This is a genomic window from Rubidibacter lacunae KORDI 51-2, from assembly GCF_000473895.1.
GTDB lineage: Bacteria > Cyanobacteriota > Cyanobacteriia > Cyanobacteriales > Rubidibacteraceae > Rubidibacter > Rubidibacter lacunae.
Window position 1 is genome coordinate 1 of the sequence record NZ_ASSJ01000046.1, and the last position, 21786, is coordinate 21786.

The following is a 21786-nucleotide window of genomic DNA, read 5'->3' on the forward strand; positions in this document are numbered from 1 at the left end:
CCCATACTCCTGGGTCGTCCACAACGCGTGGGAAGCCCCAGATATTGCCTTGGTTGCGCGTGCGAGTTTTGGTCATTGCAGGCGAGGGGGAGTAGATCGCTGACAGGCCTCCGCCACGTCTGGGCTTGCAACCAGCGCTCCCGTAATTAACTTAGGAGCACCTCATCAGGGATCGTCGTGTCTCACAGCCTATCCGAGGAGTCTACGAATGCCGATATCGAATTCCATATCCGATCTAGGAGATCGCTTGCTTCTGCGTCGAACCAGGTAATTGTCTTGTCTGCTCCGAACCAGGTGCGCTGTCGCTTGGCAAACTGGCAGGTATGTAACGCGATCGCATCGCGCGCAGCTCCCAGCGTCATCTTGCCTGCTAGATAACCTTTGATTTCCCGGTAGCCTAGCGTATCGAGTAGCGGCAATTCCCAGCCGTAGCGTGCCACCAATCCGCGGACTTCGTCTACCAAGCCAGCCGCCAACATCGCCTCAGTGCGGTGGTGAATGCGTTTAGCGACCGCTTCGGCATTACAATGCAGCCCAATTTGCAGGATCGGATAGTCTGGCGGGCGCGCGCCTTGCTGTGCTGACAGCGGTCGTCCGGTTGCGTAATACACCTCCAATGCCCGTAGCATCCGGACGCGATCGTTGCCGTGAATACGCTGCGCCGCGGCTGAGTCGACCTGCTGCAAGTAAAAGTGCAACTGTTGCGGGCCAAACGTGGCGAGTTGCTCTCGTAACTCTGGCTGCGGCGGCACGCGAGGCATCTTTAGCCCCCGGGCGATTGCTTTAATATATAGTCCCGTCCCACCAACGAGCAGCGGCACCGGCACGATGGACATCGCCGCTTGTGCCCGTTCTTGATACTGGGCTAGCGTCAGAGTTTCCGTCGGATTGCAAATATCTATTAAGTAGTGCCGAACGCGATCGCGTTCGGCCAGCGTCGGCTTAGCCGTTCCAATATCGAACTCTCGATACACCTGCCGCGAATCGGCACTGACAATCACTGTGTCCAACCGCTCGGCGATCGCCAACGCCAGCGCCGACTTCCCCGTTGCCGTTGCTCCGCAAATCGCGATCGCCCCCCGTGGCAGGTCTGTCATGTCATTACATATTCGGTCATGTCACAACAGAGAAAAAGGGTTGCAAGAACCAATCCTTTTCAAGGGACGATCCCCTTGGCGAAACCGCCCAGAAACCCTCCAAAAGCCGCCCACAAGCTATTTGTGCTAGAATTTTTGAGGATTTTGACCTTATCGAGTCTCAGGGCGGGCTGCTGCCTTGATTGGGAGTAAGCATTCATGACCACCAGCTATAGTGCCGAGCAAATCCAGGTTCTCGAAGGGTTAGAACCGGTGCGGAAGCGACCGGGCATGTACATCGGCACTACCGGACCGCGCGGTCTGCATCACCTCGTCTATGAAGTTATCGATAACTCTATTGACGAGGCTCTCGCTGGTCATTGTACTCACATTGAGGTGAAGCTTAATCTCGACGGCTCGGCCACGATCGTGGACGACGGGCGAGGCATTCCGACAGACACGCACCCCCGTACGGGGAAATCTGCACTGGAAACAGTATTGACAGTGCTACACGCTGGCGGGAAGTTTGGCGGAGGTGGCTACAAAGTTTCGGGGGGCTTGCATGGCGTCGGTGTCTCGGTGGTCAATGCGCTCTCAGAGTGGTTGGACGTGACCGTCCGGCGCGACGGTCGGGTATTCCGGCAACGTTACGAACGCGGCGTTCCCATGTCCGAACTCGTAGGCGAGCCAGATAACAGCGGTACAACTGGCACCGAGGTCCGGTTTCTCCCGGACTCCGAGATTTTCACGACAGTTACGGAATTCGACTACAGCGTGCTGGCCGGTCGCCTGCGCGAGCTGGCCTACCTGAATGCTGGTGTTCGAATCACTTTCATTGACGACCGTCAAGATACTCCCCACAGTGAAACTTATTGTTACGAAGGCGGCATCAAAGAATACGTTGCCTACATGACGCGCGAAAAAGACCCCCTACATAGTGACATTATTTATGTTGAAGGCGATCGCGATGGCGTTCAGGTTGAAGCCGCACTGCAGTGGTGCATCGATGCATACAGTGACAACCTGCTTGGTTTTGCCAATAACATCCGTACCGTTGATGGCGGCACGCACTTAGAGGGACTAAAAACAGTTCTCACGCGCACGATTAATACGGTTGCTCGCAAGCGCAACAAGATTAAGGATAACGAGTCCAATCTCGGTGGCGAGAACATTCGCGAAGGGTTGACGGGTGTAATTTCGGTCAAGGTCCCGGAACCGGAGTTCGAGGGGCAAACCAAAACCAAGCTCGGCAATACAGAAGTACGCGGTATCGTCGACTCGTTTGTCGGTGAAGTGCTGACCGAATACCTCGAATTCAATCCGCAAGTTGCCGACAACGTTATCGAAAAAGCCGTTCAGGCATTTAAAGCTGCTGAAGCGGCTCGTCGTGCTCGCGAACTCGTTCGCCGCAAGTCGGTGTTGGAGTCCTCGCCACTACCGGGGAAACTAGCCGATTGCAGCTCCCGCGACCCGTCGGAGTCGGAGATCTTCATCGTTGAGGGCGATAGTGCTGGGGGCAGTGCCAAACAAGGTCGCGACCGTCGCTTTCAAGCCATCTTGCCGTTGCGTGGCAAAATTCTCAACATTGAGAAAACCGACGACAGCAAGATCTACAAAAATAATGAAGTCCAGTCCTTGATTGCTGCCCTCGGGTTGGGTGTTAAGGGCGAAGAATTTGATGCCTCACAGTTGCGCTATCATCGCCTGATCGTCATGACCGACGCGGACGTGGACGGCGCTCATATCCGCACGCTGTTGCTAACGTTTTTCTACCGCTATCAGCGCGCGCTGGTGGAACAAGGATTCATTTACATTGCTTGCCCGCCTCTGTATAAAGTCGAGCGCGGTCGTCAGCACTATTACTGCTATAGCGATCGCGAGTTGGCCAACCTGATCGAACATGAGTTTCCTGCGAATGCAAACTACACGATTCAGCGTTTTAAGGGCTTGGGCGAGATGATGGCTCAACAACTGTGGGACACGACCATGAACCCGGAAACGCGCACCCTCAAGCGCGTGGAAATTGAGGATGCTGCAGAAGCCGATCGTATCTTCACGGTGCTGATGGGCGATCGTGTCGCGCCTCGTCGAGAGTTCATCGAAACCTACGGCCCGCGCTTGAACCTGACCGACTTGGATATCTAGGCGAGCACACACAGAATCTTTTTGCGTTCGAGTAGTGTTGGGAAACTACCTTGCGAGGTGGTTGAACCCTGTTAATCGATGCGGTTCTTCGCGCCACCTCATCTCACGAGCTTCTCATCGCATCGGTTGGCGCTATTGAAATTCTCAGGGCCGGTCGTCGGCCGGACTCGACGTTTGGGTGGGGCCAAATCTCTTGCTTAAAACGAAATGCGAGCGGGCCCGATGCTCTACCTCGCCTGCCAGTTAGCCGTATACCTTGTCGCTCAAACAGCACCCCAGGTCGAGACTGCGGACTTGCTGGGCACCTACTGTGGCAGAACCGCTTACTGATGTTTTTTCTGGCTACCCCCAGGATAGTCGCGCGATCGCCCTTCGAGATCGACGCGATGCCCTCCCCTACAACGTTCGAGATCGTGACATGACGTTCGGCTACATTTACCAGCAAGATACGAGCACCTTCAACGGCGACGCAATCGCGCCTGGTACTCCTCCTCTGATGCGATCGGGCTATCAGATCGCGCGGTTGACTTCGGAATGATGCTCGCTTGCAAGGAGGTCGGGGAGAAGTATTGCCTTCAGATACGCGATTTCGACCCGAATCTCGACAGCATGTTCGATCGCATCGACGGCATGCCTATGCGCTTATCGAGCAAAGCGATCGCGGAAATCCTTCCCCAGACCCCTAGAATCCTCGGGCCCGAACATCAGGCAAACTGGCTTTTCTTAGGCGAGGTCCTTCAAGCAATGGCTAGCCAAAAAAAACGCACGACCGTGGAGTGGGCAAAAGCGCTATTAGCGCGGACAATTGGGTCAGATATGGGCTTGCTCGTATGATTCGCTTGCGTCCGATTGCAGCACCCCCAGCCCGTGACGAGGCATTGCTCGCTCGTTCTCCAGCTGAAGAACGTCTTGAAAACATCAAGTCGCACCTGGACTTGCTGCTGCTTGCCCTAGAGGCGATCGCCGGACTTAGCTCCGAGGCTATGCTTGATGCTGCACGCGAGTTAGGAGTGGAGGCGATTGCCGATCGCGTCGGGCTCTGGAGGTTGCGACAGTCTAATCCTTTGCGCAAAAGCTCCGGCGGACGCAAGAAGCTCGACGTGGAGGAGGCAAGATCGCTGGTTCTTGTTATCTGCCACCTTGCCCGGCAACAACGCGACATCCTACGCCAGGCGATCGCAGTGCTGGAACAGGTTGCCATGCAGGATCGACCGCCCCACAGACATCCGCTTCTCGGCGACTACCTCGACGCCTTTGCCAACTTCTACCAAGAGCGAATGCAAGACGATACGGCACCTAAAGATGCCCTTGAAGACCTTGCGCTTAAATTGCTTGTTGACTTGCTGTTCTATAGCGCGCCACACGGTCGCCGGCGCCTTTGGACGGCATTGATCGATTGAGCTAACTGATTGAGTCGACCGAATGTGCGATCGCGCGGTTTTACGCGATTGACTCAATTGCACTCAAGTTCTCCCCGACCAAACTACTGCACGCTACCGCCCCTTGCCACTTGCCATGGGTCTGCCCTCGCTCCTGCGCTGCTACGACTATCCCACTTGCACTCTCGAAGTTCGCGGCCGGCAATCGCCCCTGTCGCGCTGGACCGGACGCCCCAGCGTCCGAAATCTGCACTTTACCCTCACCCTTGACGACCCGCGCCACACCGACCGCGAACCCCTGTCGCTGGCAGGAGATAGCGATCGCTTGCTGGTACTTGAGGATATTGTGACTGCTGCTGTTGGCGCGCTGCTCGCCCCGGTATCCGTTTCTACAGGATCTTCCACCCCGTCAGCGATCGCCACCCACACCTTACCTCTGGGCGAACTAGCGACAGAAAATACGGGTCCAGCTCTGAAACTCGGGACGTTGCAGCTATTTGACCTTGCAAATGCTATCGATGACTGTACTGCAGATGTCAATTTCGTACTCGCGACCGCAGCTCCCAGGAGTCTGACAACGGTGCCAACCTGGACAGCCGCTGCTGCCACGTTTATAGCCGTTGTTGGCTTATCAGCAATCGCGTTACGCTTCGACCAGTTTGCTGCGCAAACTGCAGGCGAACAGAGCGATGCCGAAACCGAGGTAGCCGTTGGGCTCGAGCGCTTACCTCAACCGCGCAACGACATCGAACTCGACCGCGAGTTTGTAGAACCCTTAGCGGAGGTCGATCGCCTACCGCCACCCCCGGCTTTGCGATCGCCGCGCCCGTCCTTGCCCGATGCTTCGCCAGACCTCGTTGCCCCGCCGCCCACTGTCAGCACTGCCACCCCCAGCGTCGAAGACGAACCCAACGAAGCAGTGGCGATCGAAGCTCCCGCATCGACCCCACAACTGCCAGCCGATCCTCCAACACTACCGTCCGAGTTGCCCGAACTCTCCGCAACCAACGAAGCAGCCGATGGTGCAACGGCCCCCGGAAAGAATGCGGGCGCACCCAGTACTGCAGCCGAGTCAGGTGTGGCGATCGCTTCCGAACCCGGTGTTGCTGTCGCACCCGAACAGGCAGCTTCCCTGCGACTGCGAGAAGAAGGTTCTGCGTTAAGCGATCGCTTTGACAGACGCGCAAATGCTCCTGGGTTTGCGACTGGCGACGCCCGACCCCAAACTGACGAACAACGTCGGTCTGCCATTGCGGTCGTGCCATATGGCCCTGCACCTGAAGCTAGCGAGCCGACAACTGAGTCTCTACCAGCCGCCGCATCTGAATCTATCGCAACTGCTGGTGAGGTGCGGGCGTACTTTCAATCTCGCTGGCAGCCGCCGAACGATCTCAACAGTACGCTCGAATATCGACTGATCCTGGATGCAAATGGAGCACTAGAGCGGGCGATCGCGCTCGGCACTGACTCCCAAGCGTTCCAGTCGGCCGCACAACTGCCGCCGGTTGGCACGCAGTTTGCATCGCCGACGCCCGGTCAACGCGCCACAGTGCGCCTCGTACTCACTCCCGATGGCTCGGTGCGGACATTCCTGGAGTCGCCGGAGTAGCCATACGTGCCGTCGCGATCGAATGCAGCCGCGCGTGCTGAGAGTGCCTACCAAACTGGATCGGCAAACAGGTTGACCGTCAGCTCCGACTTCCCTGGCGGTAAAGAGCTAATGCACGCACAGAGTTCCGTGCCGTCATCGAGCTGTATTTCGCATGCGTGGCAAGAACCCATCAAGCAACCTGTGGGCACGAAGACACCAGCGCGTTCGGCAACTTGCAAATACGGCTCGCCCGGCTGAGCTTCAACCGTCACGTCATCGGGCAGAAAGCGAACATTCATGATGGCCTTCCTCGGGATAACTGTGCTCTCACGCGGGGCATTCGTTCGGTCCAGACCGATCGCAAGGCGCGGTCGTATGGGCATCACTTGATGTCGTATCCAAACGCATTGGCATCCACTGCTCCGAGATCGAGATCGGCGAATCCGTACTCCTCCCATCGGCGGTCGACCGTGGCGGCCGTGTCTGGATCCGATATCAGCGGCTCGCCCCAGGCATGATTGGTTTCCGGTGGGATCTTAGTCGTCGCGTCGATCGCCATGCGCCCGCCCAACCCGATCTTCTGGCTGGCGAAATCGAGGCTGTCAAACGGCGTTTCCGGCAACACGAAAGCGTCGCGCGACGGGTCGACCTTAGAGGCGATCGCCCACACCACCTGACGCGGGTCGCGAATGTTGATGTCCTTGTCAACGACGATGACGAACTTCGTGTAAGTAAATTGAGGCAGTGCAGTCCAGAACGCCATGGCTGCTCGCTTGGCCTGACCGGGATATGCCTTGTCGATGGAGATAATTGCCAGCTTGTAGCTGAGCGCTTCCATCGGCAAGAAGAAATCGACGATTTCCGACACCTGCTGGCGCAGGATTGGCGTGTAAATGCGGTTGAGGGCGATCGCAATTGCGGCTTCCTCCTTGGGCGGGCGGCCGCTGAAGGTAGTGAGATAAATCGGGTCGCGGCGGTGGGTCATGCACTGGAAGCGAATTAGCGGTGAATCCTCCACACCGCCGTAGTAGCCCATGTGGTCGCCAAAGGGTCCGTCGGGAAGGACTTCACCGGGCGCAATCGTGCCTTCGAGCACGAACTCCGAGTCGGCTGGCACTTGCAAATCCACCGTCTTGCATTGAGCGAGCGGTACCCCACCGCCACCGTAGAGTCCCGCAAATAGCCACTCCGACAAATCCACTGGAATCGGAGTCGCTGCTGCCATGATGATGAGCGGATCGACGCCGAGAGCGATCGCAACTTCTAGCTTCTTGCCCGCCTCGGCAGCCTTGCGCAAGTGCCGCGCGCCGCCACGCACCGATAGCCAGTGCACGGTCATGGTGTTGCGAGATTGCAGCTGCAAGCGATAGACCCCGACGTTGGGCGTACCGGTTTCGACATCTTTGGTGATAACAAGCCCGAGGGTGACAATTTTGCCTGCATCGCCCGGATAAGGACGGATCAGCGGCAACTGTTCGAGATCGACCTCGGGATCTTTCAGAACGACCTGCTGGCAGGGCGGAAAGAAATCGCGTCCGGGTTTGGCTTTGACGACATCGAAGAGCACTTTGCCGAACTCGATCGCCTGGGCGATTTTCTTTGGCGGTTTCGGTTGCTGTAACATCGCCAATCGTTTGCCCAGTGCTTCGAGGTCTTCCGGGCAATCGCGATTCAGCCCCCACACAACGCGCTCGACCGTACCCAGCGTGTTAATCGCGACAGGGTAAGAGGTGCCTCGTACATTCTCGAAAAGCAATGCCGGTCCGCCAGCTTGCAACATGCGATTGGCGATCTCGGCAATTTCCAAATCCGGATCGACCGGTGCTTTAATGCGGCGGAGTTGCCCGCGCTCTTCCAGGAGCTTGAGGAATCCGCGTAAGTCTCTTGCCACGATCGTGTTCCGTACTGAAGTTTTGAATGGATAAGGGGTGCACCGCAGGGATCGCTAGTCTCCCGACCGCTCTCATTTTCCGTGCATTTCCATGGTAAAAGGGGTGTCGAGCGCGCGCCCACATGTGTTGTTCGCTGCTGGCAATTACTCCAGCGATCGGTGCATCGAGTAATCCGCACGGTTGCTTGCACGATCCAACCAGCTACCTAACATCAGGGTTCCCATTCTGGAAGTGTTGGGACTCTCCTTTCTATTGTTATGTCGGCTCCATCAAGTGGGTCTGGCGGCACAGCCGCTTGGGGGACCCCGTCAGACCGGGAAACGGGACGGATGGACCGAGCCTAGACATTACTGGACATTCGACCATCCCACACTTCTGAAAGTCGACCGCATCAACATGACGGCAATGGGCAAAAAGCAAGAGGTTTTTGAGTGACAGCCGCGGCGAAGGTTAGCGGCAAGAACCTTTGCTTGGGTGGGGAAACTGGGTCTACTCTATTAGGAGGGAGTTCTGGAGTGTGATATTGATGCAGGCTGAGAGGCAGGGTTCGCAAGGATTCTGCACCTGCACACCTCTCACTTGGCAGGAATAAGCGGCAAGGACTACTACGGTTACTGGCTGAGAGCGAAGCAGCGATTTAATTTGCGATGTTGCCGTTGATGGTGACCTAGCTGGAGGCTGTACCCTCTTTTAGAGATACACTCTATTTTTTACTGACACACCCTAGGGGTCAGGTTCAGCCAAGACTTAAAGAAAGATTTAGAAAGAGCGGGCACGCGGAATCGAACCCCGATCATTAGCTTGGAAGGCTAAGGTTTTACCACTAAACTATGCCCGCATCAGGCACCAACGTAGCACAGTCAACCATACATCCGCAATCACTTGTAGCTTTCAGATGAGCTGTCTTTCGTCTTTAATTATCTGAGAAGCTCCTCCATCCACACTTGCTAACATGCAGAGCTCATAGCACAGCCAATACCCAAGACTAACTCTGCATACGGTGATGCTAGTCAAGCCCCGCCCCTGGAGGTACTTTCGATCCCTGGTAGTCCCCATATATATTGGATTAGTGGTTTTAGCCCTACAAGGTATATCCATAAAGTTCATTGCCAAACCACGCCTGCTCCACCCGCTAGCTCGCTAGCAAACGTGGTTGTAATTGCGGCGGCGGGGGCGGTTAAGCCAAGTAGATTGGCGATCGGCGATAGAATACGGCGGTAATTTGCTGGCGGTCGGGACACGGCGTATGACAGCACGAGCAACCATTGGGATTATTGGCGGTAGCGGACTCTACCAGATGGAGGCGCTAACTGATTTTGAAGAAGTCCGTCTCGAGACACCGTTTGGCAATCCCTCCGATGCCTTTATCCTTGGCAAACTTGATGGCGTGTCCGTAGCGTTCTTAGCTCGGCACGGTCGCGGTCACCACCTGCTGCCGAGCGAGCTGCCGTTTCGAGCCAATATCCACGGATTCAAGCAGCTCGGCGTGAAGTATTTATTGTCGGCATCTGCAGTCGGTTCGCTGAAGGAGTCGGTGAAGCCGCTCGACATAGTAGTGCCAGATCAATTCATCGATCGCACGCGCTCGCGCGTCTCCACCTTTTTTGGCGGCGGCATTGTGGCCCACATTGGATTTGCCGATCCGGTCTGCGGCAAAGTTGCAGAAATCCTCGCTCATGCAGCTCAGTCGCTAAATCTGCGCGACGTGGATGTCCATCGCGGCGGCACATACGTGTGCATGGAAGGACCGGCATTTTCGACCAAAGCCGAGTCTGATTTATACCGCAGTTGGGGGGCAACGGCGATCGGGATGACTAACCTACCTGAGGCAAAACTCGCACGCGAAGCCGAGATCGCCTACGCAACCCTAGCATTGGTCACCGATTACGATTGCTGGCATCCCGATCACGACAGCGTGACTGTTGAAATGATAATCGGAAATTTGCAGCGCAATGCCACCAACGCACAGAAGGTCATCCGCGCCGCCGTCAGCCGACTTGCTGCCGAGCAACCAGTCTCGGAGGCACATTCAGCGTTGCAGTTTGCCATCCTAACCCCACTCGAACGCATACCGGAAACCGTAAAGGAAAATTTGCAGCCATTGCTGGCGAAGTATTTGTAAGCCTGGGTAGGTGAGATCGCCGCACTCATTACCCACAAGGGTGTAGGGAGACGCGTCAGATGTAAGGGACTGCTGGCACTGCTTGCCCTTCCTTGCATCTAGTCATTGGTTGTTGATTATTGTCATTGCCCCTATTGCCGGTCGAGCTGACGGGCTTTGTAGAATGCTTCGAGGCTGTCGCGATCGCCGACGTAACGCCAGTGCCATGGTTCGTAGCTGATACCTTGGGAGTTGTTGCGTGGGAACGACAGCTCGAAATGAAAGCGACTGGCATTCGCTTGCAACCAGTCAAATGCCGCCGTGTCCTCGAAGGTCTCTTCAACGTGAGTTGCAGGAACCCTCCCATCGCCAATATCGACGGCGTAGCCGGTGTGATGTTCGCTATAACCGGGCGGCGCACTGACGTTGGCTCGATCGCTGGGGTTTTGCGAGCGCTGAGCGGCTATTCCGAAGAACAAGTAATCCTGCTCGGATAGCGTCCGGAACCCCGAAAGTGGCTCCAGCAAAATGCCGTCGGCACGGGCAGCAGCTTGCATCTCAATAAAGTCCGCAGCAGCAATTGCGTGCAGGCGTATGCGTCCGTCTGCAGTTAGTGCGACCAAGTCGGAGGCCTGGGCTTCATCGTACGGCAAGTGTCCGAGAACGCCATCGTCTGGAGCGCGAGCTTCTTCGGAACTGAGTGCGGGTTTGTCTGTCGGTTCGGGGGCGGCTGTCGGAACGTTCGGTTCGAGAACAGAGGCATCAGGTGCTGGGACCATTCGCGTCAGTAGCCACGTGGCGACTGTGGCTGCAACCACAGCAGCTCCGGCACCTATAACCAGAGCGAGGTTGCTGCCAGTTGAGGATCTTTTCGGCTGCGGGCGATCGCGTCTGGCTTCAGGAATATCATCGCCATAGGTGCGGAAAGTGGGCTTCGGCATACCTCGTGTGTTCGCGTTCGACCGGACTGCACTGCGTTCACCTTAGCGAATAACAAGTCAGGAATTTGCAGCGCATCTAGTGCGATCTGACGGGCGCAAAATGCGCAAGTGCCACCGAGGCGAACTAGTACAGTCGCCACCGCAGAGCATTCAAAACAAGCAGCGCGTTGCGAGTTGGCTGTCGGCACGCCGATCGATCGCTAGCTGCCGACCTTACCCGTCAGCGGCGAACTGGCAATTGCTTCGTGCTTGACCGGAATGCGACCGGCGTGGCGGGCGAGGTAGCCCGACTCCGTTGCTTGGCCCATTGCACGTGCCATGGCAACCGGGTTCTCGGCCAGGGCGATCGCGCTGTTAACCAGCAAGCCATCTGCACCGAGTTCCATCGCGTAGGCGGCCTCGCTGGGCGTCCCGATACCGGCATCGACAATAACGGGAACTTCGGACTCGGCCGCGATGATTTCGATGTTGGCAGCGTTCCGGATGCCCTGCCCAGAACCGATGGGCGACCCTAGCGGCATGACCGTCGCGCAGCCGATGGCTTCGAGGCGCTTGGCCAGTTGCGGGTCGGCATTGATGTATGGCAGTACTGCAAACCCCTCTTTGACCAACTGCTCGGCAGCTTGCAGCGTTCCGATCGGATCTGGCAGCAAATACTTCAGATCGGCGATCACCTCGAGCTTGACGAAATTGTTGTCTTCCTGCCCGAGGAGTTTGGCCATCTCGCGTCCGAGTCGCGCCACGCGCACGGCTTCCTCGGCCGATTGGCAACCGGCGGTATTCGGCAACATCCACAAGCGCGACCAGTCCAGGGCCTCGGCCAACCCTTCGTGACCGGGAGCTTTGGCCTGAACGCGCCGGACCGCTACGGTAACGATCTCGCAGCCGCTGGCGACAATACTCTGTCGCATGAGCTTTAGGGTGGGATATTTCCCCGAACCGGTCATCAGTCGCGATCGAAAGGCTCGCCCCGCGATCGTCAGCGGTTTCTCCTGGGGTAGGGGCGCGATCGCCTGCGGAACGGCGAGCGGAGCCGCTGGCGTAGCACTCGATAGAACTTTGCGCGTCCCGTTGCCATTTTGATGGCCGTTCTTGGTGTTGGCAGTTCCGCGACCGACCACGAGCTGAAATTGCGCTGCTGACTGGAAGCGGTCCCACCGAAACGGTTCCAAAAGTGGATGGGTGTGTTGGCGGACGATTAAGTCGGCGATCGCCCCAGCCGTGACTGGCGCGAGCAGAATGCCGTTGCGGTGGTGCCCGGTAGCGAGGATCAGATTCTGGCAGGGACCGACGCCGAGGATCGGCAACTCGTCAGGGGTCGTCGGGCGATACCCCCACCACATCTGCTCGAGTCCCCAATTGCTGATGCCGGGATAAAGCTGTTCGGCCCGATCTAACAGGCATCGAACGCCCGTCGGCGTAATGTTCGGCTGCCAGCCGACGTCCTCAACGGTTGCGCCGACGACCAAGCGACCGTCGCAACGAGGCACCAAGTAAGCACTATCCGGTCCGAACAACACCCGCTGGATCGGGAGCTGCTCGACACGCGGCATCCGCAGCGCCAGCATCTGTCCTTTCACCGGACGGACGGGAACCGGTAACATCTCATGCGACCACGCCCCAGCAGCAAGCACGTAATACTCGGCTGCAAAATCGCCAGCAGAGGTCCGGACGCCGACGACCTTGCCCTGGCGGCGAAGGAAGCCCAATGCCCGAATGCCTTCGCGGATTTCAACGCCTTTGGCGCGAGCTGCTTGCTGGAGTGTTGCGAACAGTTTGGCAGCATCAACCTGAGCGTCCTCGGGATACCACCAGCCGCCAACTACGTCCGGTCCGAGTCCGGGTTGATAGAGATCCAGCGTCGGGCGATCGAGCCAGGTTGCCGTATCGGTCGATCGCGGTTCGTGCGGAGCCTCTAACACGGGAGCGAGTATGCCGCAGGGCCAGTAACCGGTTTCCGAGCCGGCGATCGATTCGAGATTGCGGATCCATTCGGGGTAGCGCGCGCGCGACTCCAAACACAGATCGAGTAAGGGACTCGGCGGGATCTTTTCGGCTTGGGGCGCGATCATTCCTGCCGCCGCCCGCGTTGCTGCTTGTTGTGGGTTGCGACTGAGTACGACGGCGCGCGCGCCGCGCAAGCGCAGCTCTAGCGCGATCGCGACTCCCATGATGCCGCCGCCAATGATGATTGCGTCGCTCATAACCTACCTGTTTGACTTTTCCTCATGTTGCTCGTGTCATCCTCATTGCCCGCGCTGGCAATGGTCCGAGCCAATTACGCCGAGTATCGTTGTAGCTCTCTTCCGCAGTTCCCGACATCGTTGCGGACGCACCTTACTAACAAATACTTATAAATACTTTTGCACGACGGTCCAGCCGGTCAAACCCACCCAAGTAAAACCAAGTAGTAATAGGATGTTGATGCCGACGTGCAGCGATCGCGCCCGGGGATGTTTGGGACCGATCTGCGTAGCGCTACCTGCCGAAACTAGCACTAGTACCACTGCCGTCAGTCCGGCTGCCAGGTGCAGCGAGTGTCCGAGAGTGCCGAAGTGTCCGAGCGTCCCAACAACGCCGATGCTTAGCAGCAGCAGCACTAATGCCACCATTGTTCCGCCGATACCGTAGTGCAGGGGGCGCAGCCAGCGCGGTCGCGGGCGTTTGGCTTTGCGCGCGAGTGCTATCGACATGCCCGTCGCTGCCAAAGCAACATAGGCAGTAAGGACCAGGCCCATCGACCAAGCTGCAATCTTCCACAGCCACAAAAAAGACGGTAAGTCCAAAACAGATTGCGGAGCTGGTTCCAACGCCGCGCAGCTTCACAAACCATCTTAGGCAATTGCGGTCACCCTGCCGCCCGGTGAGCGATCGTTGCAGCACATCTTGGGAGGTTGAGGCAGCGATCGCCAACACCGGCATCACAGTTGAACGTCTCCAACCAAAGGCTTCGCAGAACTTTCTGCCTGAGTTGTGGTTCTGCCCGATTCCTTACTAAGCTCAGGACCCAGGCTGCTCGAGCGCGACTCGGACGGCTTAGCCATCCGCCTCGTCGAACCAGAACCCCATTCCTCGTTTTCGATCGCCGCTCGCAGGGGCGCGATCGCGCCGACCCAGCACCAAACTTGCCAATCGCGTCCGCTGCCACTCAACTCGCCCACATTGCATACCCCCTTCCAAGGAGACCTTCGCCGTGACTCAGCAAGCCCCAACCCCCGAACACCTGCGACTCATCGCCGCCCGCGACGGTCGCGAGCCTTGGAAACTCTGGGGTCCGTATCTCAGCGAACGGCAATGGGGCACCGTCCGCGAAGACTACAGTGCAGGTGGCGAGGCGTGGGATTACTTCTCCCATGCCCAATCCCATGCGCGAGCTTACCGCTGGGGCGAAGATGGGTTGCTCGGCATCAGCGACGAGCAACAGCTTCTGTGCTTCGCGATCGCCCTGTGGAACGGCCGCGATCCGGTACTGAAAGAGCGCCTGTTCGGACTCACCGGCAACCAGGGCAACCACGGGGAAGACGTCAAGGAATACTATTTTTACCTGGACAGCACCCCGACGCACACCTACATGAAGGGGCTCTACAAATATCCCCAGGCCGAATACCCCTACGGCTGGCTGGTGGAAGAAAACCAGCGGCGCGGGCGCGAGGGACTGGAATTCGAACTATTAGAGACCGGCGTCTTCAACCAAAACCGCTACTTCGACGTGTTCGTGGAGTACGCCAAGGCCGGTCCGGACGACATTCTGGTCCAAATCTCCGCCGTCAATCGCGGTCCCGAAGCCCATCCCTTGCACATGCTCCCGACGCTCTGGTTCCGCAACACCTGGTCCTGGGGCGACGAGGTCGAGAAACCCCAACTCCGCAAAGCCGAGGGCAACGGCGGAGCGGCGATCGCGATCGATCATCCGGAACTCGGAAGCTACTGGTTTTACTCCGAGTCCGGCGGCGAATTGCTCTTCACAGAAAACGAAACCAACTACCAACGCCTATTTGGCACTGACAACGCCATGCCCTACGTGAAGGACGCTTTCCACAGCTACATCACCGAAGGCGCAACCAGGGCGGTCAATCCCGAACGCGTCGGCACGAAAGCCGCCGCTCACTACGTTATGGAGGTTGCCCCAGGAGCCACGCAAGTGGTGAAGCTGCGCCTCAGCCGCACCCGGCACGCGATGCCCTTCGGGACCGACTTCGACAGCGTGCTAACAACCCGCCGACAGGAAGCCGATGCGTTCTATCAACAGGTGACGCCCTTCGAGATGTCCTATGACCTACGCTCGGTTCAGCGCCAAGCGTTTGCTGGATTGTTGTGGACCAAGCAGTACTATCGCTTCGATGTCACGCGCTGGTTGCGCGGCGACCCAAGCATGCCCCCGCCGCCGTCAGAACGCAGCCGCAACCGCCACTGGCAGCACCTCGACAGCGGCGATATCATCTCGATGCCTGATAAGTGGGAATATCCTTGGTTTGCAGCTTGGGATCTGGCATTTCATTGCTTGCCCCTGGCAATGGTCGATCCGGAGTTCGCCAAACACCAGATCGATACCATCACCCGCGAGTGGTACATGCATCCGAACGGCCAGCTCCCGGCCTACGAATGGGCGTTTGGCGACGTCAACCCGCCGGTTCACGCGTGGGCCGCCTGGCGCGTGTACAAAATCGAGCAGAAAGTCTGCGGGAAAGGCGATCGCGCCTTCCTAGAGCGGGTCTTCCAGAAGTTGCTGATCAACTTCACCTGGTGGGTCAACCGCAAAGACAACGACGGGAGCAATGTCTTCGAAGGGGGCTTCCTGGGGCTTGATAATATCGGCGTCTTCGATCGCAGCGCGCCGTTACCGACGGGCGGCCATCTGGAGCAGTCAGATAGCACTAGCTGGATGGCAATGTATTGCCTCAACCTGCTGGAAATTTCCCTGGAACTCGCCCGCGAGAACCCGGTGTACGAGGACATGGCAACTAAGTTCTTCGAGCACTTCCTATATATCGCCGACGCGATGAACCACATTGGCGGCGATGCCGTCCAGCTTTGGGACGACGAGGACGGCTTTTTCTACGACGTGTTGCTATTTCCCCACGGCGATCGCGAGCGGTTGAAGGTGCGATCGATGGTCGGCTTGATCCCGCTGTTTGCAGTGATGACCCTAGAACCGGAGCTCATGCAGGCGGTCCCTCAGTTCAAGCAACGGCTGGAGTGGTTTGTGGAGCACCGCCCGGACCTCAAGCGCAACGTTGCCTGTATGGAAACTGAGGGCGTCGGCGCGCGGCGGATGCTGGCGCTGTGCTATGCCACCCTCGGACGCATCGAGCCTACCGACAAACTGCGACGCATTTTAGAAAAACTCCTGGATGAAAGCGAATTTTTCGGTCCCTGCGGCATCCGCGCGCTCTCGCGATACCATGCCGAGCATCCCTACTGTTTCTCCGCCGACGGCAAGGAGTACTGCGTCAACTACGAGCCTGCCGAGTCGAGCAGCGGACTATTCGGCGGCAACTCCAACTGGCGCGGACCGGTGTGGTTCCCAGTCAACTACCTGCTGATCGAATCGTTGCAGAAGTTCCATCACTACCTGGGCGATGACTTCAAAATCGAGTGCCCGACCGGTTCCGGCATCTGGATGAATTTGTGGGAGGTCGCAACGGAGATCTCGCGGCGGTTGCTGCAGATTTTCCTGCAAGACGATCGCGGAGATCGCCCGGTCTATGGCGGTAACGAAACTTTCCAGCGCGACCCGCACTGGCAAAACTACCTGCTTTTCTACGAATACTTTCACGGCGACATCGGTGCGGGCATCGGTGCCAGCCACCAAACGGGGTGGACCGGGCTGATCGCGAAGCTCGCGCAGCAGTTCTGCGAGTACGGTGGCTAATGTCGCTCGAATCCGGACCCTGGCGGCGCGAGTGATGCTGGAGCGGGTTTGTAAAAGCTAAGCTCCGGCTGCAGTGCGCTCGCCACTTCCAAGTCACGACTGCTCGATTCACAACCGCCGATTCATGACCGCTTACGAACGCATCTATGCCGTCACTCGCCAGATCCCGCGCGGACGCGTCGCCACCTACGGACAAGTTGCCGAACTCTCAGGTTTGCCGGGACAGGCGCGATTAGTTGGCTATGCCCTCTACCGCGTAGTCGACCCGATTGGTGGCGACATTCCCTGGCAGCGTGTCGTGAATGCTAAAGGCAAGATCTCTTACGCCACGCGCCGCGAAGGCAGCGACGACCTGCAGCGATCGCTCCTCGTCGCCGAAGGGATCGACTTTTCACCCGACGACCGGATCGACCTGAAGCGCTATCGCTGGCAACCCACTGCACCAGTGGCCCTCCCCGATGGCGACCCTAGCGACGCTTCTTGCGGGTAAAGACATCGGTAAACATCATCAACATGCCGCCGATGCCGATACAGGCTGCCAAGCCGATCGCGATCGCGTCCATCATTTGGGTCGATTCCAAGTCCATAACGCTGTCTGCGTGCAACGGTTTCCAGGGTAGCGATCGCGACGCGGACTTGCAGGCGGGTTGCGTTTGCGCGCGACTCGATCGACACTACGATCTGAAGTCATTTCTGAAGAACGCGTGCGACCCACCGCCACCGCCCGCGGCTTTATCACCTCAAGTCTCGGGAGACGCTCATGGCGAGCAAGTACCTATCCGATCCGCAGAAGCGCGCGCTTGCGGCCGATACGCTGACAGTATTTTGGGGCGAATGGTTGGACCTGCGCGCCCGGATCGCGCAAATCCTGGCCACAGGGCTGGTATCGCCGCTGATTTACATCCTGGCCTTTGGATTGGGTCTGGGCGGCGCGATCGACCGCGCGATCGACTTGCCAGCTGGCAACAGCTACCTAGAATTTATTTTGCCGGGCATGGTAGCGCTGTCGTCGATGACGATCGGCTTCGGCGGGACGACGTTTTCAATTTGCGGCGAGCGGCTGTTTGCGAAAACCTTCGAGGAACTGTTGCTGCTCCCAGTGCATCCCTTGGCACTGTTTCTCGGTAAGGTCGGTGCAGGGATCGCACGCGGTCTGATGACAGCATCATCGGTAATTGTCGTAGCGTTGCTAGCCACCGGGAACCTCGGTTTCCTCAGCCCGTTGTTTTTATTGGTTTTGGTTCTAAACTGTGCGGTCTTTGCGGGTTTGGGAACGATTGTCGGATTGAGCGTGAACTCCCTAGAAAGCGTGGGGTTGTACAACAACTTTCTAATCGTGCCCATGGCATTTCTCGGCGCGACCTTCTTCGACCCGCAAACGCTGCCGCTTGCCTTAAAGGCGATCGTCTACTTCCTACCGCTGACCTATGCAACTATAGGTCTGCGAGCCGCAGTCTATCTGCCGCTTTCGGAGTTTCCCTGGTATTCAATTCCGGTTTTGCTATCGTTCGCGATCGCGCTGTCCTGGGTTGGGATGTATAAGTTTGCGCATCAACAAGACTGACCCCTAAATCCTCACGATGCCTCCCCTATCTTGCCCGGCAGCCGTTCGACATTAACCCGTATTCCGCATCCCAGCCGCAATACCGTTGATCGTTAGCATCGCACCGCGCAACAGTTCTTCCTTGCTATAACGAAAATGAATGGCTCCCGCTGCCGCTTGCTGGGTGTACTGTCGCAGGCGCTTGAGCAGCGAAACCTGCAAGAAGCCCAAGGGCACGATCGACGCATTCCGCAACTGCACCGAGCGCTGCAACTCCGGGTCGCCGTCGAGGAGATGTTCATACCCAGTGATCTGCAGGATCAGGTCGCGGGTCAGGTGGTACTCGCCGGCAATCTGGGCGAATAGGCGCTCGAAACGTTCTAGGTCGCCTGGAGCTGCTAGTTCGCGCACGTAGTGTTCTGCAACCTGTAAATCCACTTTTGCCAGAGTCATTTCTACCTTAGACATGGCTACTTTGAAAAACGGCCACTTCAAGTAGAAGTAACGCAATAGCTTGAGGTTCTCTTCCGACTCCTGCCGCAAAAAACCCTGAAGCGCAGTCCCCACGCCGTACCATGCCGGCAGCAACACGCGCATCTGCGTCCAGCTAAACACCCAGGGAATCGCGCGCAAACTGCTCAGATCTTTCTTGCCGCTCTTGCGTCGAGCCGGACGCGAGCTGATCTGCAGCTGACCGATCTCCTGAATGGGCGTTACCGACAAGAAGAAATCGAGGAAGTCGGGGTTCTCGTAAATCAGGGCGCGGTAGTGCTGGCGCGATCGCACCGCCAGCTCTTCCATGATTTCGTTCCACGGCTGAATGTCGTCGAAGCCGCTGCCGAGCAAGCTTGCCTGTACCACGGCCGTCGTTGCCGTCTCCAAGTGGTAAAGTGCCAGATCCGGGAGCGAATACTTCGACGCCAGCACTTCGCCCTGCTCCGTGATTTTGATGCGACCGCCGACCGTCCGATTCGGCTGCGCCACGATCGCCTCATAGGCCGGACCGCCGCCGCGACCGACCGAGCCGCCGCGACCGTGGAAAATTCGCAGCGACACCCCATATTGTTGGGCCGCGCTCTGCAGTGCCTTTTGAGCTTTGTGAATCTCCCAGTTGCTGCTGAGGAAACCGGAATCCTTGTTGCTGTCCGAGTAACCCAGCATGACTTCTTGCAGGTTCGTTGGCGCCGGCTGTAGCACCTCGTTTTCCGAAGGTTGTGGCTCCGCGAAGCCGCCAGCCAGGCAAGCTCGGTACAAGGTTAAGTCGAACAAATCGCTCATCACCTGCGGAGCCTTTTTCAAGTCGTCCACCGTCTCAAACAGCGGAACGATCTGAACGCTGGAGATGCCCGTTGCCGGGTCGTACAACCCGGCTTCTTTGGCCAGCAATAGCACTTCGAGGATATCGCTTGCCTCGTGGCTCATGCTGATAATGTACGTGCGACAGACCTGCTGCCCGAATTCCTGCTGCAAGCGACGCAGGCAGCGGAACGTCTCGATCGCTTCCCGTGCCTTATCCGAAAACGGCAGCTCGCCCGGAATCAGCGGCCGGCGTGTCTTCAACTCGGCGGTCAGCCAAGCCGCGCGCTCGGCAGGCAACAGCTCCTTATAAGGACGATCGAGCAGTTGCAAGTAGCTGACGATCTCCTCGATCGTGTCGGCATGGCGCGTGGATTCCTGGCGCATGTCCAACTCTGCCAAGTTGAATCCATACACCTCCACTTGGCACACCAATGCATCGAGGTCCCCACAGCTCAACCCCGTTTCCGACAAGCTGCGTTGGATCAACCGCAATTCGGCCAAAAAGCTCTCGCCCGTGGGGTAGTAGGCCCGCGGGTCCATTTGCACCGGTACGCCCGCCGCACCATCGCGTCGCGACAGTTGAGCGTTGCGTTCGCGCGTATTTTCCAGTCGCCGCTGAATGTAAGCGAGCTTGAGGCGATAGGGTTCCTGGCGATACCGAATCGCCAAGCGCTCGTAGAGGGATGGCATTTGCAATCGGTCCTGCTCCAAAGCATCGAGCAACTCTGGTAGGACGTCGCTCCAGTGCAGCGACAAGCTGAGCAAATCCGATAACTTCTTCAGCGCGCGTAAGTACTGTTCGATGACGAGATTGCGCTGGTAACAGGCCGTTTCCCAGGTGACGTCCGGCGTCACCGACGGATTGCCGTCGCGATCCGAGCCAACCCAGGACCCGAAACGGCAGAAGAAATTACGCGGCGGTTTCAGTCCCGGAAAAGCTGATTGCAAAGACTGCCGCAGGCGTAGGGAAAGTTGGGGAACTGCATCAAACAGAACTTCTCGGAAGTAGTGCAGCGTATTTTCTACTTCGTCCAAAACCGAAGGTTTGAACTGGTGCAGTTCGTCAGTCCGCCACCACAAACGAATTTCCTCGGTCAATTGCTGGACCGCTTCTGTTTCCCAGGCCGCCGCAGCACCAAGCATTGGATAGGCCGCCTCAATCCGATCCAGTTGGTGCAGAATGCGCGAGATGCGCCGCTGCTTCTGGCGAATCGTCTGGCGCACGATTTCGGTTGGGTGCGCAGTGAACACTAACCGAATTTCGAGTCGGTCGAGCAGCTGCTGAATCTGGCGCGGCGGTACGTTCAACTGCTGCATATGCGGGAACAGCCAGTCGAAGGTTCCTGCTGCTCGCTCGGTTGCGGTGTCCTCCTGCTGCCAACTGCGCTCGAGGTAGTTTGCTCCCGGAACGCTCGTACTGTTGTGGATGCCGTCCGTTCCGTTCGTGCCAACAGCTGAGTCTGCGAGATCGGCGTTTTCTAGAGGGCGATTGATGCGACGGGTAGACTGGCGGTCGCGCTGCTCGTAGTGCTGCTCGACGATGTTGATTAATTGAAAATAGAGTGCAAATGCCCGTGCGGCCCGCACGGCATCGTCCAAGTCGAATTCCTCAATCGAACGAGATACAGTTTCCGACGCCAGCGCAGCTTGTTCTGGCTCTGACTCCGTAGAACGCATCCGCTTGAGCATATCGACGAGTGGCTGACCGCATTCGTCGTACAGGACAGCCCCCCATAAGTCTTCAACCAATCGCAGTCTGTGTTGTAAAAGCAGACCGATAGCGGAGGCGACTGGCTTCAGTTCCGTCCGATTGGATTGGAGGCGTGACATCATAAGCTGCTGGGGCGATCGCTGCGCCGGGATGCGTTCTGGCTGAAAAGCTCACCACCAGATTGTATAGGCTAATTCGAAGAAGCGTAGGAGCTGCCGCATAGGGCTCGCTTCGCT

Annotated in this window: 18 protein-coding genes and 1 tRNA gene; 9 read left to right on the plus strand and 10 right to left on the minus strand. The window is 57.8% G+C overall.

Annotation, left to right across the window (positions count from 1 at the left end):
* Window positions 1-182 precede the first annotated feature (182 nt).
* Window positions 183-1088, minus strand: coding sequence for a tRNA (adenosine(37)-N6)-dimethylallyltransferase MiaA (miaA, locus tag KR51_RS07740; protein ID WP_198016728.1), 906 nt, complete (start codon window positions 1086-1088; stop codon window positions 183-185).
* A 207-nt stretch (window positions 1089-1295) separates the two neighbouring features.
* On the opposite strand from miaA, the gene gyrB reads away from it, so the two are divergent.
* The 5 genes from gyrB (at window position 1296) to KR51_RS07765 (ending at window position 6209) form a co-directional block, all read left to right on the plus strand.
* Window positions 1296-3221, plus strand: a complete 1926-nt coding sequence (gene gyrB, locus KR51_RS07745) for a DNA topoisomerase (ATP-hydrolyzing) subunit B (RefSeq protein WP_022606514.1) — start codon at window positions 1296-1298, stop codon at window positions 3219-3221.
* A 310-nt stretch (window positions 3222-3531) separates the two neighbouring features.
* Window positions 3532-3759, plus strand: a complete 228-nt coding sequence (locus KR51_RS07750) for a hypothetical protein (RefSeq protein ID WP_040655607.1) — start codon at window positions 3532-3534, stop codon at window positions 3757-3759.
* The gene (locus tag KR51_RS07755; protein WP_022606520.1) at window positions 3756-4055 is read left to right on the plus strand and encodes a hypothetical protein; all 300 of its coding nucleotides are present in this window, start codon (window positions 3756-3758) and stop codon (window positions 4053-4055) included. The genes KR51_RS07750 and KR51_RS07755 overlap by 4 nt, the downstream gene beginning before the upstream one ends.
* Entirely contained in the window at window positions 4052-4621 is a 570-nt protein-coding gene (locus KR51_RS07760) for a DUF3038 domain-containing protein (protein ID WP_022606522.1), read from the plus strand. Before KR51_RS07755 ends, KR51_RS07760 begins: the two co-directional genes overlap by 4 nt.
* Before the next feature lie 115 nt (window positions 4622-4736).
* A complete protein-coding gene (locus tag KR51_RS07765; protein ID WP_022606523.1) occupies window positions 4737-6209 on the plus strand; it encodes a DUF4335 domain-containing protein in 1473 nt (490 codons plus the stop codon).
* Between the two features lie 47 nt (window positions 6210-6256).
* Here the strand turns inward: KR51_RS07765 and KR51_RS07770 are convergent, their stop codons facing one another.
* The 4 genes from KR51_RS07770 to KR51_RS19480 all read right to left on the minus strand — a co-directional run bounded on the left by KR51_RS07770 (window position 6257) and on the right by KR51_RS19480 (window position 9339).
* Entirely contained in the window at window positions 6257-6490 is a 234-nt protein-coding gene (locus tag KR51_RS07770) for a 2Fe-2S iron-sulfur cluster-binding protein (RefSeq protein ID WP_022606525.1), read from the minus strand.
* A gap of 83 nt (window positions 6491-6573) precedes the next feature.
* Window positions 6574-8082 carry a UbiD family decarboxylase gene (locus KR51_RS07775; protein WP_022606527.1) on the minus strand — a complete coding sequence of 503 codons (1509 nt, stop codon included), beginning with the start codon at window positions 8080-8082 and terminating at the stop codon, window positions 6574-6576.
* Window positions 8083-8850: 768 nt separating this feature from the next.
* Window positions 8851-8921 (minus strand) — tRNA-Gly (locus tag KR51_RS07785).
* A 265-nt stretch (window positions 8922-9186) separates the two neighbouring features.
* On the minus strand, window positions 9187-9339 hold the full coding sequence (locus tag KR51_RS19480) for a hypothetical protein (RefSeq protein ID WP_232214562.1): 153 nt from the start codon (window positions 9337-9339) through the stop codon (window positions 9187-9189).
* Between KR51_RS19480 and KR51_RS07790 the strand changes: the two genes are divergently transcribed.
* Window positions 9330-10205 (plus strand): S-methyl-5'-thioadenosine phosphorylase, encoded by an 876-nt coding sequence (locus KR51_RS07790; protein ID WP_022606529.1) that lies wholly within the window; start codon window positions 9330-9332, stop codon window positions 10203-10205. The two genes, KR51_RS19480 and KR51_RS07790, sit on opposite strands and share 10 nt — an antisense overlap.
* A gap of 131 nt (window positions 10206-10336) precedes the next feature.
* Here KR51_RS07790 and KR51_RS07795 read toward each other — a convergent pair whose 3' ends face one another.
* From KR51_RS07795 to KR51_RS20950, 4 genes are all read right to left on the minus strand, one after another.
* Complete coding sequence (locus KR51_RS07795) at window positions 10337-11125, minus strand: M15 family metallopeptidase (RefSeq protein ID WP_022606531.1); 789 nt, start codon at window positions 11123-11125, stop codon at window positions 10337-10339.
* A 200-nt stretch (window positions 11126-11325) separates the two neighbouring features.
* On the minus strand, window positions 11326-13329 hold the full coding sequence (gene thiO / locus KR51_RS20945; protein ID WP_022606533.1) for a glycine oxidase ThiO: 2004 nt from the start codon (window positions 13327-13329) through the stop codon (window positions 11326-11328).
* A gap of 147 nt (window positions 13330-13476) precedes the next feature.
* A complete protein-coding gene (locus KR51_RS07805) occupies window positions 13477-13911 on the minus strand; it encodes a DUF4079 domain-containing protein (RefSeq protein WP_040655613.1) in 435 nt (144 codons plus the stop codon).
* 250 nt (window positions 13912-14161) lie between these two features.
* Window positions 14162-14293, minus strand: a complete 132-nt coding sequence (locus tag KR51_RS20950) for a hypothetical protein (RefSeq protein WP_269634899.1) — start codon at window positions 14291-14293, stop codon at window positions 14162-14164.
* A 25-nt stretch (window positions 14294-14318) separates the two neighbouring features.
* Here KR51_RS20950 and KR51_RS07810 point away from each other — a divergent pair, with 25 nt between their 5' ends.
* From KR51_RS07810 to KR51_RS07820, 3 genes are all read left to right on the plus strand, one after another.
* Window positions 14319-16997 carry an MGH1-like glycoside hydrolase domain-containing protein gene (locus KR51_RS07810; RefSeq protein WP_022606537.1) on the plus strand — a complete coding sequence of 893 codons (2679 nt, stop codon included), beginning with the start codon at window positions 14319-14321 and terminating at the stop codon, window positions 16995-16997.
* 124 nt (window positions 16998-17121) lie between these two features.
* Window positions 17122-17487, plus strand: coding sequence for an MGMT family protein (locus tag KR51_RS07815; RefSeq protein ID WP_022606538.1), 366 nt, complete (start codon window positions 17122-17124; stop codon window positions 17485-17487).
* Window positions 17488-17757: 270 nt separating this feature from the next.
* Complete coding sequence (locus KR51_RS07820) at window positions 17758-18561, plus strand: ABC transporter permease (protein ID WP_022606542.1); 804 nt, start codon at window positions 17758-17760, stop codon at window positions 18559-18561.
* 51 nt (window positions 18562-18612) lie between these two features.
* On the opposite strand, the gene ppc is transcribed toward KR51_RS07820, so the two are convergent.
* On the minus strand, window positions 18613-21672 hold the full coding sequence (gene ppc / locus KR51_RS07825; protein ID WP_040655609.1) for a phosphoenolpyruvate carboxylase: 3060 nt from the start codon (window positions 21670-21672) through the stop codon (window positions 18613-18615).
* Window positions 21673-21786: the final 114 nt, after the last annotated feature.

Coding starts and splice junctions, on each gene's coding strand:
- gyrB (WP_022606514.1), top strand. CDS start 1,296: ATGACCACCAGCTATAGTGCCGAGCAAATCCAGGTTCTCGAAGGGTTA.
- KR51_RS07755 (WP_022606520.1), top strand. CDS start 3,756: ATGATGCTCGCTTGCAAGGAGGTCGGGGAGAAGTATTGCCTTCAGATA.
- KR51_RS07760 (WP_022606522.1), top strand. CDS start 4,052: ATGATTCGCTTGCGTCCGATTGCAGCACCCCCAGCCCGTGACGAGGCA.
- KR51_RS07765 (WP_022606523.1), top strand. CDS start 4,737: ATGGGTCTGCCCTCGCTCCTGCGCTGCTACGACTATCCCACTTGCACT.
- KR51_RS07770 (WP_022606525.1), bottom strand. CDS start 6,490: ATGAATGTTCGCTTTCTGCCCGATGACGTGACGGTTGAAGCTCAGCCG.
- KR51_RS07790 (WP_022606529.1), top strand. CDS start 9,330: ATGACAGCACGAGCAACCATTGGGATTATTGGCGGTAGCGGACTCTAC.
- KR51_RS07795 (WP_022606531.1), bottom strand. CDS start 11,125: ATGCCGAAGCCCACTTTCCGCACCTATGGCGATGATATTCCTGAAGCC.
- thiO (WP_022606533.1), bottom strand. CDS start 13,329: ATGAGCGACGCAATCATCATTGGCGGCGGCATCATGGGAGTCGCGATC.
- KR51_RS20950 (WP_269634899.1), bottom strand. CDS start 14,293: ATGCAATGTGGGCGAGTTGAGTGGCAGCGGACGCGATTGGCAAGTTTG.
- KR51_RS07815 (WP_022606538.1), top strand. CDS start 17,122: ATGACCGCTTACGAACGCATCTATGCCGTCACTCGCCAGATCCCGCGC.
- KR51_RS07820 (WP_022606542.1), top strand. CDS start 17,758: ATGGCGAGCAAGTACCTATCCGATCCGCAGAAGCGCGCGCTTGCGGCC.
- ppc (WP_040655609.1), bottom strand. CDS start 21,672: ATGATGTCACGCCTCCAATCCAATCGGACGGAACTGAAGCCAGTCGCC.